12 protein-coding genes and 1 other RNA gene are annotated in these 13305 nt (G+C 65.8%); 5 read left to right on the top strand and 8 right to left on the bottom strand.

Annotation, left to right across the window (positions count from 1 at the left end):
• Positions 1–8: 8 nt before the first annotated feature.
• The 3 genes from ACSQ25_RS19960 to ACSQ25_RS19950 all read left to right on the top strand — a co-directional run bounded on the left by ACSQ25_RS19960 (position 9) and on the right by ACSQ25_RS19950 (position 4017).
• Complete coding sequence (locus ACSQ25_RS19960; RefSeq protein ID WP_436107407.1) at positions 9–653, top strand: winged helix-turn-helix transcriptional regulator; 645 nt, start codon at positions 9–11, stop codon at positions 651–653.
• 71 nt (positions 654–724) lie between these two features.
• Positions 725–3409, top strand: coding sequence for a bifunctional diguanylate cyclase/phosphodiesterase (locus tag ACSQ25_RS19955; RefSeq protein ID WP_436107406.1), 2685 nt, complete (start codon positions 725–727; stop codon positions 3407–3409).
• 47 nt (positions 3410–3456) lie between these two features.
• Positions 3457–4017, top strand: coding sequence for a manganese efflux pump MntP (locus ACSQ25_RS19950; protein ID WP_436107405.1), 561 nt, complete (start codon positions 3457–3459; stop codon positions 4015–4017).
• A 41-nt stretch (positions 4018–4058) separates the two neighbouring features.
• Here the strand turns inward: ACSQ25_RS19950 and ACSQ25_RS19945 are convergent, their stop codons facing one another.
• The 7 genes from ACSQ25_RS19945 to ftsY all read right to left on the bottom strand — a co-directional run bounded on the left by ACSQ25_RS19945 (position 4059) and on the right by ftsY (position 10366).
• Complete coding sequence (locus tag ACSQ25_RS19945; RefSeq protein ID WP_436107404.1) at positions 4059–4694, bottom strand: exopolysaccharide biosynthesis protein; 636 nt, start codon at positions 4692–4694, stop codon at positions 4059–4061.
• 114 nt (positions 4695–4808) lie between these two features.
• Positions 4809–5288, bottom strand: a complete 480-nt coding sequence (locus tag ACSQ25_RS19940; RefSeq protein WP_436107403.1) for a VOC family protein — start codon at positions 5286–5288, stop codon at positions 4809–4811.
• A gap of 75 nt (positions 5289–5363) precedes the next feature.
• Positions 5364–6200, bottom strand: coding sequence for a glutathione-dependent disulfide-bond oxidoreductase (yghU, locus tag ACSQ25_RS19935; RefSeq protein ID WP_436107402.1), 837 nt, complete (start codon positions 6198–6200; stop codon positions 5364–5366).
• A gap of 121 nt (positions 6201–6321) precedes the next feature.
• Positions 6322–7212 (bottom strand): RNA polymerase sigma factor RpoH, encoded by an 891-nt coding sequence (rpoH, locus tag ACSQ25_RS19930; protein WP_436107401.1) that lies wholly within the window; start codon positions 7210–7212, stop codon positions 6322–6324.
• 438 nt (positions 7213–7650) lie between these two features.
• Positions 7651–8565 carry a permease-like cell division protein FtsX gene (gene ftsX / locus ACSQ25_RS19925; RefSeq protein ID WP_436107400.1) on the bottom strand — a complete coding sequence of 305 codons (915 nt, stop codon included), beginning with the start codon at positions 8563–8565 and terminating at the stop codon, positions 7651–7653.
• Positions 8562–9224: a cell division ATP-binding protein FtsE gene (ftsE, locus tag ACSQ25_RS19920; RefSeq protein WP_436107399.1), complete on the bottom strand. Its 663-nt coding sequence runs from the start codon at positions 9222–9224 to the stop codon at positions 8562–8564. Before ftsE ends, ftsX begins: the two co-directional genes overlap by 4 nt.
• Positions 9225–9238: 14 nt before the next feature.
• A complete protein-coding gene (gene ftsY / locus ACSQ25_RS19915) occupies positions 9239–10366 on the bottom strand; it encodes a signal recognition particle-docking protein FtsY (protein ID WP_436107398.1) in 1128 nt (375 codons plus the stop codon).
• 248 nt (positions 10367–10614) lie between these two features.
• On the opposite strand from ftsY, the gene ACSQ25_RS19910 reads away from it, so the two are divergent.
• On the top strand, positions 10615–10806 hold the full coding sequence (locus tag ACSQ25_RS19910; protein ID WP_436107397.1) for a hypothetical protein: 192 nt from the start codon (positions 10615–10617) through the stop codon (positions 10804–10806).
• 105 nt (positions 10807–10911) lie between these two features.
• On the opposite strand, the gene ACSQ25_RS19905 is transcribed toward ACSQ25_RS19910, so the two are convergent.
• Complete coding sequence (locus ACSQ25_RS19905) at positions 10912–12615, bottom strand: thiamine pyrophosphate-binding protein (protein ID WP_436107396.1); 1704 nt, start codon at positions 12613–12615, stop codon at positions 10912–10914.
• A gap of 329 nt (positions 12616–12944) precedes the next feature.
• Between ACSQ25_RS19905 and rnpB the strand changes: the two genes are divergently transcribed.
• An RNA gene (gene rnpB, locus ACSQ25_RS19900) (RNase P RNA component class A) lies at positions 12945–13283 on the top strand.
• The last annotated feature ends 22 nt before the right edge of the window (positions 13284–13305 follow it).

Here is a 13305-nt window from a genome sequence, read left to right as displayed (position 1 = left end):
TCCCCCCAATGACAACGGCTAACACGATCGTGCTGGTGGTCGACGACAAGCCGGCCATTGCCGAGCTGCTCAAGTACTCGCTGCACGAAGACGAGTGGGTCTGGCATAGCGTGCCAAGCCTGGCGCAGGCCTGGGATTTCATCGGGCGCGAACGCCCCGAACTGCTGCTGCAGGAGTCGATGCTGCGCCAGGAAGGCGGCATGCGCCTGCTGGCGCGCCTGCGCGGCGCCAGCTGCCTGCGCGAGCGGCCGGTGATCCTGCTCGCCGCCGATTGCCTCGACAGTGAACGCGGCGCGCCGCCGGCGCCGCCCCTATCCGAATTCCTTCCCCAGCCGCCGCCCGAGGAAGCGCCCGACGAGCGCCTGCTGCGCTCCGGCCGCCTGGTGCTCGATCCGCTCAGCTGCAGCGTCCGGGTCGGCAAGCACAAGGTCGAGGTGCGCCAGGCCGAATACCGGCTGCTGCGTTTCCTGCTGTGTCACCCGGGCCAGGTGTTTTCGCGCGTCCAGCTGCTCGAGCAGCTGTGGGAATCGCACGACACGCTCGACCAGCGCACCGTCGACGTCCACGTGCTGCGCCTGCGCAAGGCGCTGGGACGCGCCAAATCCCTGATCAAGACCGTGCGCGGCGCCGGCTACATGCTGTCCCCGAGCTGACGTTCCCATGTCATGGTCGTGACATCTTTGCCAAGTAGACTGCTGGCAACTTAGCACCACTGACAGCCTGCATGAGCATCCACGCCGCCTCCCGCACCAACCGCTACCTCGTCTTCATCTGGCCCGCCCTGGCCGTGCTGCTGTGCACCGCACTATGGATCGTCACCGGCATGCGCGCCGATGCCGAACACGAACGCGCCCAGGCCCAGGCGCGCAAGGACGCCAGCGCCTACGCCGAAGCCTACGAGCAGTACATCACGCGTTCGGTCGGCCAGATGGACCAGATCACGATGCAGCTCAAGTTCAGCTGGGAGAAGGCGCGCGACCCCGGCCTGCTCGACGAACTGCGGCGCGACGGCATGTTCACCGACGCCGCCTTCAGCGTGGTCGCCATCGTCGACCGCGACGGCATGGTGCAGGCCTCGACCCGCAAGGAGCTGCTCGGCACCGACCTGTCGGCGGGACCGTTTTTCGTCCAGCACAGCAACCACATCTCGACCGCGCTGCGGATCGGCGCCGCCCCGCCGCAGCTCAATGGGGTGAGCGAACACGCCGACCAGGTGCTGTTCACACGCCGCCTCGACACCCGCGACGACGAATTCGACGGCATCGTGCTGATGGCGGTCGACGCGCGCTACTTCACCTCCTTCGTCAGCCCGGCGACGCTGGGCGCGGGCGGCGTGGTGGCGCTGGCCGGCAGCGAAAGCCGCCTGCGCGTGGAACAGCGCAGCGACGGCGCCGCCTTCCTCGACAGCCGCGCCAGGCTGCTGCCGGCGCGCGAGCTCCTGTGGACGGGTGAGCGCGGCGTGCGCAAGGTCGAGGGCAAGGCCGGCTTCGCCGACGGCCGGACCCGTGTGCTGGGCTGGCGCCATTCGCATGCCTATCCCCTGGTGGCCCTGGTCGGGCTGTCGCAGGAGACCGCGCTGGCGGCGGCGCAGGCTTCCTGGATCGAGGGCCGCGACCGCGCCATCGCCATCTCCGGCTGCCTGCTGCTGCTGGGCGCCACCGGCGCCGTGCTGGCACGGCGCGCCCTGCTGCGCGAGCGCGAGCAGGAACAAGTGCAGCGCGCCTACCGCACCGCGACCGAAAGCGGCAACGACGGTTTCTACATGGCGGCGGCGGTGCGCTCGCGCGAGGGCGAGATCACGGACTTCCGCATCGTCGACTGCAACGAGCGCGGCGCCTTCTTCTACGGAATGACGCGCGCCGCGCTGGTGGGCAGCAGCCTGTCGCGGATCGACAGCGGCCTGTTCGGCGAAGACCTGCTCGACACCTACCGCAAGGCGATGGAGACCGGCTTCCACGAGGACGACCGCAAGATGCCGAGCGATAACCGCCTGAACATCAGCTGGGGACGGCGGCGCCTGGTGCGGGTCGGGAACGGACTGGCGGTGACGCTGCAGGACATCAGCGAGCGCAAGGCCCACGAGACCCAGCTCGAGCGCCTGGCCAACGAAGACGTGCTGACCGGCCTGGCCACGCGCCACGCTTTCCTCGCCGCGATGCCGGCCATCCTGGCGCAGGCGCGCGCCGATGAAGCAGGCCTGGCCCTGCTGTTCATCGACCTCGACGAATTCAAGCAGGTCAACGACACCCACGGCCACGCGAGCGGCGACCAGCTCTTGCGGTCGGCGGCAGGGCGCCTGCTGTCGCTGCTGCGGCCGAGCGACCAGGTGGCGCGCTTCGGCGGCGACGAGTTCCTGGTGCTGCTGCATCCCTGCGAGGGCGAGCGCCAGGCCGCCTCGGTGGCGGCGCGCATCGTCGACGCCTTCAGCGCCCCCTTCCTGATCGGCGACGAGCTGCACGCGGTCGGCGCCTCGATCGGCATCAGCATGTTCCCGCGCGACGGCCAGGACGCCGAGACCCTGGTGCGCCACAGCGACATCGCGATGTACGCCGGGAAGAACGAAGGCAAGGGCCAGTACCGCTTCTTCGAGCCGGCGCTGTCGAACCAGCTGAATTCACGCGCACGCCTGAAGCAGCGCATGCTGGAAGCGATCGAGCGCGACCAGTTCACGCTGTACTACCAGCCGCGCGTCGATGCGCGCAGCGGCGAGCTGCTGAGCATGGAGGCGCTGATCCGCTGGCAGCATCCGGAACTGGGCCTGGTGCCGCCCGGCGAGTTCATTCCGCTGGCCGAGAGCACCGGCCTGATTCGCAGCATCGGCGAAGTCGTGATCGACAAGGCCTGTGCTCAGCTGGCGGCCTGGCGCGATGCCGGCGCCGGCCTGGTGCCGGTATCGATCAACGTCTCGCCCAAGCAGTTCCTGCGCGGCGGCGTGCAGCGCCACCTGAGCAGCGCCATGGCGCGCCACCGCGTGCCGGCCAGCCTGATCGAAGTCGAGATCACCGAGTCGGCCATGATGGGCGACCACGACGAGATCCTGGCCGAACTGGCAGCGCTGCGCGCGCTCGGGGTCAAGCTGCACGTGGACGATTTCGGCACCGGCTACTCCTCGCTGTCGCAGCTGCAGCGCCTCAGGATGGACGTGCTGAAGGTCGACCGCGCCTTCACCATGGAGCTCGGCAACTCGAAGGAGGGCAAGGTCTTCTTCCAGGCGATCGTGTCGATGGCGCACGCGCTCGGCATGTCGGTGGTGGCCGAGGGCGTCGAGACCGAAGAGCAGCTCCAGATCCTGCGCGGGCTGGATTGCAACGAGGTGCAGGGCTATTACATCGCGCGTCCGATGCCCGCCGGCGACATGGAGGCGATGATGCGGCAGCGCTTCCTGCTCGAGATGGCCGTCGCGGCCTGAGCGGGCGGCGGATATGCTATTGTCTCGGGTTCGACTGAAAGACTCGCATGACCTTCACCGCTCTCATCTTCCTCGCCCTCGCGATGTCCACCGACGCCTTTGCCGCGGCGATCGCCAAGGGCGCCGCCCTGCGCAATCCCGGCCTGCCGCAGGCGTTGCGTATCGGCCTGCTGTTCGGCTGCATCGAAACCATCACGCCCATCATCGGCTGGGGCCTCGGCTCGCTGGCCGCCGATGCGATCCGCCAATGGGACCACTGGATCGCCTTCGTCCTGCTGCTGGGACTGGGCGGGCGCATGATCTGGCTGTCCTTCGGCGCCGACGAGGATGAAGAATCCGGCGGCTCGCAGAACCTGCTGGTGCTGGTGCTGACCGCGGTGGCGACCAGCATCGACGCGATGGCGGTCGGGGTCGGACTGGCCTTCGTCGACGTCTCGATCATGCATGCGGCCGTGGCGATCGGCATCGCCACCACGACCATGGTGACCATCGGCGTGCTGCTGGGCCGGCGCCTGGGCGCGGCCGTGGGCCGCAACGCGGAACGGATCGGCGGGGTGGTGCTGGTGCTGGTGGGGACAACCATTTTGATCGAGCACCTGCAGCACTGAGCTAATGCTCCGGCGAGCACAGCACCCCGATCTGCTCGTGCTCAGCCGGTCATGCGATTGAATACCTCGCGCACGGCCAGTCCACCGCCGCCGATGAGCAGGCTGAAGTACAGGATGGTGACGACGTTGCTGATATGGCCCAGCAGGACGCTGACGCCGTCGCGCTGCAGCAGGCCGATGGCCAGGAACAGCAGGGCCACGGCCGGGAAGGTATTGCTGAACGGGATCAGGCCGAAAGGCATCATCAGCAGCACCGCGCCCAGGATCATGCCCGCATTGTTGAGATGCTGGATCGGACCGTTGGCCACCAGCCACTGGATACGGTTGGGCTTGCTCACGCGTTCGATCCGGTACAGCCAGGGCAGGGCCTTGCGCAGGACCGGGCGCAGCTTGGCTGTCGAGATGGTCCGGTGCTTCAGTTTTGCCGGGACCCAGAGTTCGCGGCCGAACAGGCGGCTGATGCCGATCAGGAGGATGGCAGCGCCGAAGACGGTGCTCACGCCCGGAATCGATACCGGGATCAGGAAGACCAGCGTGAGCAGGGCAGTCAGGATCAGCAGGCCTTCGTTGCCGACCTGATGGATGAGTTCACTCAAGGTGATGCCGCCGGGCGGCAGGGAGCGGACCAGACCGCGGAGCTTCTTGAAAACCGGTTCGCCTTGCATGGGTTCTTTCATCTTGTACTGCCGTCTGGCCGAAAGGCAAGAGTATAGTGCAAGACAGCGCACTCCCGTTGCGTCAATGCCTTGGGAGTGCGCGAAACCCACAGACCGCCTGGCGAAAGACCTGGCTCAGCCGCGCCGCGCCGCCTCGATCGCCGCTACGTCGATCTTCCGCATTGTCATCATCGCCTCGAACACGCGTTTCGCCACCGCCGGATCGGGATCGGCGATGCCTGCGGTGAGCACGCGCGGCGTGATCTGCCACGACAGGCCCCATCGATCCTTGCACCAGCCGCAGGCGCTTTCTTGGCCGCCATTGCCGACGATCGCATTCCACAGGCGGTCGGTCTCTTCCTGGTCGTCGGTAGCAATCTGGAAAGAAAAGGCTTCGTTGTGCTGGAAGGCCGGCCCGCCGTTCAGGCCGATGCAGGGGATGCCGGCCACGGTGAAGCCGACGGTCAGCACGTCACCCTGTTTGCCGGCGGGATAATCGCTCGGCGCCCGGAAGACCTGGCCGACCTCGCTGTCGGGGAAGGTTTTTGCGTAGAACTGCGCCGCTTCCAGCGCCGACCCGTTGAACCAGAGGCAAACCGTATTCTTGCTGACCATGGGACTCTCCGTTAGTGGAACTGCAATCGGGAACCGCCTGCCAGCATAGCGCATTCGCGCGGCTGGTCGCAGGAATCAGTCGAGATCGGTCGCGTCGTGGCGTTCCGCCACCTGTTCCTCCGGCTTGCCGCGCACGCGGTTGACCTTGCGGCCGCGGATGACGGCCGGGCGGGCCGCGATCTCGTCGGCCCAGCGTCGCACATTCCTGTATTCATGCACGGAGAGGAATTCGCCCGCTTCATACAGTTCGCCGCGCACCATGCCGCCGTACCACGGCCAGATCGCCATGTCGGCAATCGTGTATTCGTCGCCGGCGATAAAACGCTTGTTGGCAAGCTCGCGCTCCAGCACGTCGAGCTGGCGCTTGGTCTCCATCGCATAGCGGTCGATCGGGTATTGCAGCTTTTCCGGCGCATAGGCATAGAAGTGGCCGAAGCCGCCGCCCACGAAAGGCGCCGAACCCATCTGCCAGAACAGCCAGTTCATGGTCTCGGCACGGGCCGTCCCCGCGGCCGGCAGGAAGGCGCCGAACTTCTCGGCCAGGTAGACCAGGATCGATCCGGATTCGAACACCCGCACCGGTTCCGGGCCGCTGCGGTCGAGCAGGGCCGGAATCTTCGAGTTCGGATTGATGTCGACGAAGCCGCTCGAGAACTGGGCGCCTTCGTTGATCCTGATGAGCCAGGCATCGTACTCGGCGCCGCCATGGCCCAGCGCCAGCAGCTCTTCCAGCATGATGGTCACCTTGACGCCATTGGGCGTGCCCAGCGAGTACAGCTGCAGCGGGTGCTTGCCGACCGGAAGTTCGGCCTCGTGGGTGGGGCCGGCGACCGGGCGGTTGATGTTGGCGAAGCTGCCGCCGGAAGAAAGCGGCGGGGTCCAGACTTTCGGCGGGACGTACTGGTCGGTCATCGGTTTCTCCTTGTGCAGGCCTGGTCAAAACAGCATTCTAGCCGGGGCCTGCCGGATGCGTTTTTCGGGCCCTGGAAAAAGAAAACCCCGCCGAGGCGGGGTTCTTGTCTGGCTGCTTGGCTTACACGTAAGCCGCCAGCGCACCCTTCATCTTCTTCAGCGCAGCCGATTCGATCTGGCGGATACGCTCGGCCGACACGCCGAACTCTTCGGCCAGCGTGTGCAGCGTGGCGCCCGAACCGTCATCGTTGGCCAGCCAGCGCGCTTCGACGATGCGGCGCGAACGCGGGTCCAGCTTCGACAGCGCGGTCTCCAGACCTTCCGACTGCAGGCGGTCGACCTGCTCGGCTTCCAGCACGCGGGTCGGCTCCTGCTGCTCCGAGGACAGGTAGGCGATCGGGGCGAACTTGTCGTCGTCGTCATCGGTCGGCGATTCGAGGGCGATGTCGCGGCCCGACAGGCGGGTTTCCATCTCGATCACTTCCTCGCGCTTGACGTCGAGCATCTTCGCCAGCTCGTCGACCTGGCTCGGGGTCATGGTGTCGAGGGTCTGCTTGTTGCTGCGCAGATTGAAGAACAGCTTGCGCTGGGCCTTGGTCGTCGCGACCTTCACCAGACGCCAGTTCTTCAGGATGTATTCGTGCATCTCGGCCTTGATCCAGTGCATCGCGTACGACACGAGGCGGACGCCCTGGTTCGGGTCGAAGCGCTTGACTGCCTTCATCAGGCCGATATTGCCTTCCTGGATCAGGTCGGCGTGCGGCAGGCCGTAGCCGAGGTAGCCGCGTGCGATCGAGACCACCAGGCGCAGGTGCGACAGCACCAGCTTCTGGGCGGCGTCCAGGTCATTCTTTTCCCGCAGCGACTTCGCCAGCGAAACTTCTTCTTCGTGGGTGAGCATCGGCAGGCGGTTGACGGCCGAGATATAGGCGTCAATATTGCCGAGATTGCCGGTGAACCCCAGGTTCAGGGCGCGACTGCCGGCAGGAACCAATGCGGATTGTGCGGACATGTTCATTTCCCTCGTAGTGATCTTGCTGCATCCTTAATGTGCCACCGACCCATGTCGCGCGACACCAGCGTTACCCCTTGTTACTCGGATGCTTTCCTTGATTTCGCTGTATCTGAGACATATATTAGCACTCTCCCGAGGTGAGTGCTAGGCAAGGCATTGATTTGCCAAAATCGATTAAGTTTGGCTAAAGTATTGCCTTTGGGAATCAAAATCGCGTCGTTTTAACTGTAGAGCAGACGACCTGTACCCGATTGATTCAGCTCAAAAGTGAGCATAAAACGGCTGGAAAACCTGTCAGGGACAGATTAAAGGCCGCAGGAAGGGCCTTCTGTTGGATGGCGCACGTAGAGGGGGGACGCATTGTAGGACAGGCGCCCGTCTGCGCGTAGGGAGGGACGGCCAAGCCCCGGTGGCGTGGCCGTCCGCTTGACGGAATTACTGCAGGCGCGCCAGGTGACGCTGCACCGACAGCATGGCGCCGATCAGTCCGAGGCCGGCGCTGATCGCCAGTACGCCCGCAATTTCCAGCCCGCCGAGCGGCGTCAGCTGGAATTCCGAAGCATATAGCCTTGCAAATTCGGCAATCGCGCCGTTCAGCGGATTCAGCGCCAGCAGCACTGCGCCGAGCGCCACCGCACCCGCGCACAGGCCCAGCAGCGCGCCCGTGTAGTAGAACGGGCGGTGGATGAAGTTGTCGGTCGCACCCAGCAGCTTCGACACGGCGATCTCTTCCTTCTGCGTCAGTACCTGCAGGCGGATGGTATTGAACACCACCGCGATCACCACGATGCCGAGCGTGAGCGCCAGCAGCAGCAGGGCCAGGCGCAGGATGCCGAGCAGGGCGGCAAGGCGCTTGACCCAGGCCGAATCCACCTGCACGGTATCGACGCCGGGCAGGGCGCGCAGCTGTTCGACCATGCCGTCGACCTGGGCGGCGGCGCCGCTGCCGCCGAGCTTCATTACATAGCTGTCCGGCAGCGGGTTCTCGCCCAGGGTGTCGAGCACGTCGCTCAGGCCGCTCTTGTCCTTGAGCGCCGCCAGCGCGTTCTCGCGCGGGATGAAGGCGACGTCCGCCTTGCCGCCGGTGGCCACGATGGCGCGGATGCGCGGCTGCAGGGTCGTGGCTTCCTCGCGCGTCGCTTCGGCCTTCATGAACAGGCTGATTTCCGGATCGACCGACAGCTGTTGGGACAGCGGCCGCACGTTGTCGAGCAGGGTAATGCCGGCGAAGGGCAGCATCAGCGCGAAGGCGACCACGAGCACGTTGAACAGGAAGCTGCCCGGCGCCTTGCGCACCGTGGACAGGGCCGCGCCAAGGGCGAAGCGGTGCTGGCGGAACCAGGGGCTCATGCGGCACCTCCGATCAATTGACCGTGTTCGAGGCGGATCACGCGCGCGGCCGCACTGTCGAGCACCTGCTCGTCGTGGGTCGAGATCACGCAGGTCACGCCGACGGCATGGAAGGCGCGCAGGGCGTCGAGCACCTTGTCGGCCGCCACGCGGTCGAGGTTGGCGGTCGGTTCGTCGGCCAGGATGATCTGCGGGCGGTTGACGATGGCGCGCGCGATCGCCACGCGCTGCTGCTCGCCGCCGGACAGTTCCAGCGGCATGGCCCTGGTGCGATCGAGCAGGCCCACCTTGTCGAGGGCGGCGCGGGCGCGCTGTTCCGCCTGCGCCTTCGGGGCGCCGGTGACCAGCAGCGGCAGCATCACGTTGCCGAGGATGTTGCGGTCATTGAGCAGGCGCTGGTGCTGGAAGATCAGGCCCAGGTTACGGCGCAGGAAGGGGATGCCGGCCTTCTTGAGCCGGCCGATGTCCTGGCCGTTGACGGTCACCCTGCCGCTGGTCGGACGTTCGACCGCGGCCACCATCTTCATCAGGGTCGACTTGCCCGCGCCGGAAGGGCCGGCCAGGTAGACCAGCTCGCCCTTGCCGATGTTGAGGGAGACGTCGCGCAAGGCATAGGCGTCGGTGGAGTATTGTTTGGAGACGGACTGGAATTCGATCATCGGGTGCGCGTCCTTCAACCCAGCAGGGCTTCGACGAATTCTTCGGCGTCGAAGGGCTGCAGGTCGTCCAGCTTCTCGCCGACGCCGATGAAATATACCGGCACCGGACGGGTGCGCGCGATCGCGGCCAGCACGCCGCCCTTGGCGGTGCCGTCCAGCTTGGTGATCACCAGGCCGGTCAGCTGCAGCGCGTCGTCGAAGGCCTTCACCTGGGCCAGCGCGTTCTGGCCGGTGTTGCCGTCGATGACCAGCAGGGTTTCGTGCGGGGCGCCGTCCATGCCCTTGCCGATGACGCGCTTGATCTTCTTGAGTTCTTCCATCAGGTGCAGCTGGGTCGGCAGGCGGCCGGCGGTGTCGACCATGACCACGTCGGTGCCGCGCGCCTTGCCCGACTGGACCGCGTCAAAGGCGACGGCGGCCGGGTCGCCCGACGCCTGCGAGATCACGGTGACGTTGTTGCGCTGGCCCCAGACCATCAGCTGCTCGCGCGCGGCGGCGCGGAAGGTGTCGCCCGCGGCCAGCAGTACCGACTGGTCGAAGCGCTGCATGTGCTTGGCCAGCTTGCCGATGGTGGTGGTCTTGCCGGCGCCGTTCACGCCCGAGATCATCATCACCAGCGGTTCGTGGCGGCCCAGTTCGAGGGGCTTCTGCAGCGGCGTCAGGAGCTCGATCATCAGCTCCTTCAGCGCGGCCTTGACCTGGGCGGCGTCCAGCAGCTTGTCTTCCTTGACCTTGCGGCGCAGGGAATCCAGCAGGTACTGGGTGGCGTCCATGCCGGCGTCCGACATCAGCAGCGCGGATTCGAGTTCCTCGTACAGGTCCTCGTCGATGCGCGCGCCCACGAACAGCAGGGACAGGTTGCTCGAGGTCTTGGACAGGCCGGCCTTCAGGCGCGTCATCCAGGACTGCTTCTTTTCAGCGTCGGTGGTCGGGCGTTCCGCGGTTTCCGGGAACAACTCGCCGATGTCGGCTGGTGCTGGTGCGGAAGTCGGAGCGGAGGTCGGCGCCGCGGTCGGCGCCGGCGCAAGCGGTGCATCCAGTGCACCGGGCACGAACATCGGCGCCGCTGCGGGAGCAGACGCGGGCTGGCTCGGCTCCGGGACCTCGGTCTCAGGCTTCTTTCTCTTGAAGAAACTAAACATATATGGGGGCGAATCCTGCGCAGGATACCGGCGGTCGCCGGGGGTGAAAAAAGTGCGAATATTTTACCAGAGCAGCAAGACGCGACCGTCAAAGGCCGGTATCGACGCTAGAAGATGCATCGAAGGAACTCTTTGTTGCGTTATTGATGAAACCGACTGGCTACTCAACAGTGCACTTCTGGAAAACGCTGGCGACTTGCGTTAAATTGAACGCGGAGAGAAAACCAGAAAACACAACGGGGCACACCGTGAAAATCACAAACTTCCTGAAGCGCATCATCTATGGCGACAACGCCACGGATGGCAGCGCTGCGAACATGCGCAACATTATCGTGTGGGCCTTCATCGCCCTCGTCGCATTGTTCCTGACCAGCCCGGAGCAAGTCAGTTTCTTCGACCGGCCGATTCCGCTGCCGGCCGAGCTGGGGCTGGGACAGTAGGGTGGGCGGGTTTCCCGCCCACGCGGTGATCGCTGCGGCTTGATATAGCGCGGCTGCGCTGGCGCCCGTTGACCGCGTGGGCGGCACAGCCGCCCACCCTACGATTCAGCGGCCGGCCTTGGCCGCTTCCGCCGTCTTGCGGATCGTCTCCAGCGTCGCGTTCGGCGTAATCAGGTTGCCGTCGTAGCGCAGTTCGATCACGGCCGGCAGCTTGTGCTCGTTCGCATGTGCCAGCGCGCGCTGCAGGGCGGGCGCGAATTCCTCGGTCTTCTCGACCACCTCGCCGTGGCCGCCATAGGCGCGCGCCAGCGCCGCGAAATCCGGATTGTGCAGGTTGGTACCCGACACGCGGCCCGGGTAGTCGCGTTCCTGGTGCATGCGGATGGTGCCGAACATGCCGTTATTGAACACCAGCATGATCACCCCGGCCTTGTACTGCACGGCGGTGGCCAGTTCCTGGCCCGTCATCATGAATTCGCCGTCGCCGGCGAAGGTCACCACGGTGCGCTGCGGATCGATGATCTTGGCCGCCACGCCGGCCGGCACCGCATACCCCATGGCGCCGTTGGTCGGCGCGAGCTGGGTGCGCTTGCCGCCGTAGCGGTAGAAGCGGTGGGCCCAGGTCGCGTAGTTGCCGGCGCCATTCGTGATGATGGTGTCGCGGGGCGCCTGCTTCATCAGCTCCTGCACCACCTGCCACAGGTCGAGCGGCGCGGCGCCGTCGCGGAAGATCGGCGGCTGCGCCTGCCATGCGGCCAGGTCGGCCTTGGCCTCTTCGACCGTGCCGGCCCAGGCCGCCGCATCCACCGGCGCCATCGCGGCCAGCATCGCGCACACCTGCGCCGGACCGCTGGCGATCATCAGGTCCGCCTGGTAGACGCTGCCGAGTTCTTCCGGGTCCGCATGGACGTGGACCAGGCGCTGGCGCGGCACGGGCGACGCCAGCAGCGAGTAGCCGCTGGTGGTCATCTCGCCCAGGCGCGGGCCGATGGCGATCACCAGGTCGGCTTCCTTGACACGGGTGGCCAGTTTCGGGTTGATGCCGATGCCGACGTCGCCCACGTAGTTCGGGTGGGCGTTGTCCAGCAGATCCTGGAAGCGGAAGGTGCAGCCCACCGGCAGCCGGTTCGCTTCGGCGAAGCGGGCCAGGTCGGCGCAGGCTTCGTCAGTCCAGGAACCGCCGCCCAGCAGCACCATCGGGCGCTGCGCTTCCGCCAGCATGGCGCGCAGTCGGGCGATCTGGTCCTGCGAGGGCGCGGCCTGCACCGGCTGGTAGCGGCGTGCATCGGGCACCTCGGCTTTCGTGATCAGCATGTCTTCCGGCAGGGCCAGCACCACCGGGCCGGGCCGGCCGCTGGTGGCGACCTGGAAGGCGCGCGCGATGTATTCGGGGATGCGGTCGGCGCGGTCGATCTGGGTGACCCACTTGGCCATCTGGCCGAACATGCGGCGGTAGTCGATTTCCTGGAAGGCTTCGCGGTCGATGAAGTCGCTGCCGACCTGGCCGATGAACAGGATCATCGGGGTCGAGTCCTGGTAGGCCGTATGGACGCCGATCGAGGCATTGGTGGCGCCCGGACCGCGGGTGACGAAGCAGATGCCCGGCTTGCCGGTCATCTTGCCGTAGGCCTCGGCCATGAACGCCGCGCCGCCTTCCTGCCGGTTGATCACGAAGCGGATATCCGAATCGTGCAGCGCATCCAGCACGTCGAGGTAGCTTTCGCCGGGCACGCCGAAGGCGGTGTCCACGCCGTGGATATGGAGCGCATCGACCAGGATCTGGCCGCCGGTGCGGGAAGGGTGCGTCATGGTGTCGGTCATCCTTGTTGGTTTGCTATCCGGGCATTCTATGTGGATGAGGTGGGGAAGGATTTTGAAATGGCGACACGAAATTTCAGAAAACGTGGCCAAGGTTGACGTAGGTTGTGCGCAGCGAACTTGGGCGGGACAATGCCAGTGGCATTGTCCCGGCCTTCGCCGGGACGACGGTTTTACTGTTGCGGACTACGAACCAGGTTCCTACCCGCGCCCTCAACACGTCATCCCGGCGCAGGCCGGGATCCAATTTTGCTCGCAAACCACAACCCCACCCTTGAACCCGGACCGTAAGCACCCCAATCGGTTACAATGCCCCCCGTGAAGCAGGCCAGACAGCCGCTGGCTCTCATCTTCGGATGCGGGCGGGAGGAAGGTCCGGACTCCACAGAGCGGGGTGACGGTTAACGGCCGTCCGCTGAAAGCCGCAAGGTATAAGGCGAGGAATAGGGCCACAGAGACGAGCGTATTAAGTTACGGTGAAACGCGGTAACCTCCACCTGGAGCAATTCCAAATAGGCACGCGTTGATGTTGCTCGCGGAGCGTGCGGGTAGGAAGCTTGAGCGCTGGAGTAATCCAGCGCCTAGAGGAATGGCTGTCATAGGGGCGTCCCGCAAGGGAAACCACTACACAGAATCCGGCCTATCGGCCTGCTTTACATGAATTCAGGGCTGTCACGGCCC

Origin of the sequence: Massilia sp. LjRoot122, from assembly GCF_964252725.1 — a bacterium.
Taxonomy (GTDB): Bacteria; Pseudomonadota; Gammaproteobacteria; order Burkholderiales; family Burkholderiaceae_D; genus Telluria.
The sequence above is the reverse complement of the archived record's forward strand: the minus strand, read 5'-3'. Positions and strand labels throughout refer to the sequence as shown.

Excerpts from the sequence above, each read along its gene's own strand:
- ACSQ25_RS19960 (WP_436107407.1), top strand. The coding sequence starts at position 9 with ATGACAACGGCTAACACGATCGTGCTGGTGGTCGACGACAAGCCGGCC.
- ACSQ25_RS19955 (WP_436107406.1), top strand. The coding sequence starts at position 725 with ATGAGCATCCACGCCGCCTCCCGCACCAACCGCTACCTCGTCTTCATC.
- ACSQ25_RS19950 (WP_436107405.1), top strand. The coding sequence starts at position 3,457 with ATGACCTTCACCGCTCTCATCTTCCTCGCCCTCGCGATGTCCACCGAC.
- ACSQ25_RS19945 (WP_436107404.1), bottom strand. The coding sequence starts at position 4,694 with ATGAAAGAACCCATGCAAGGCGAACCGGTTTTCAAGAAGCTCCGCGGT.
- ACSQ25_RS19940 (WP_436107403.1), bottom strand. The coding sequence starts at position 5,288 with ATGGTCAGCAAGAATACGGTTTGCCTCTGGTTCAACGGGTCGGCGCTG.
- yghU (WP_436107402.1), bottom strand. The coding sequence starts at position 6,200 with ATGACCGACCAGTACGTCCCGCCGAAAGTCTGGACCCCGCCGCTTTCT.
- rpoH (WP_436107401.1), bottom strand. The coding sequence starts at position 7,212 with ATGTCCGCACAATCCGCATTGGTTCCTGCCGGCAGTCGCGCCCTGAAC.
- ftsX (WP_436107400.1), bottom strand. The coding sequence starts at position 8,565 with ATGAGCCCCTGGTTCCGCCAGCACCGCTTCGCCCTTGGCGCGGCCCTG.
- ftsE (WP_436107399.1), bottom strand. The coding sequence starts at position 9,224 with ATGATCGAATTCCAGTCCGTCTCCAAACAATACTCCACCGACGCCTAT.
- ftsY (WP_436107398.1), bottom strand. The coding sequence starts at position 10,366 with ATGTTTAGTTTCTTCAAGAGAAAGAAGCCTGAGACCGAGGTCCCGGAG.
- ACSQ25_RS19905 (WP_436107396.1), bottom strand. The coding sequence starts at position 12,615 with ATGACGCACCCTTCCCGCACCGGCGGCCAGATCCTGGTCGATGCGCTC.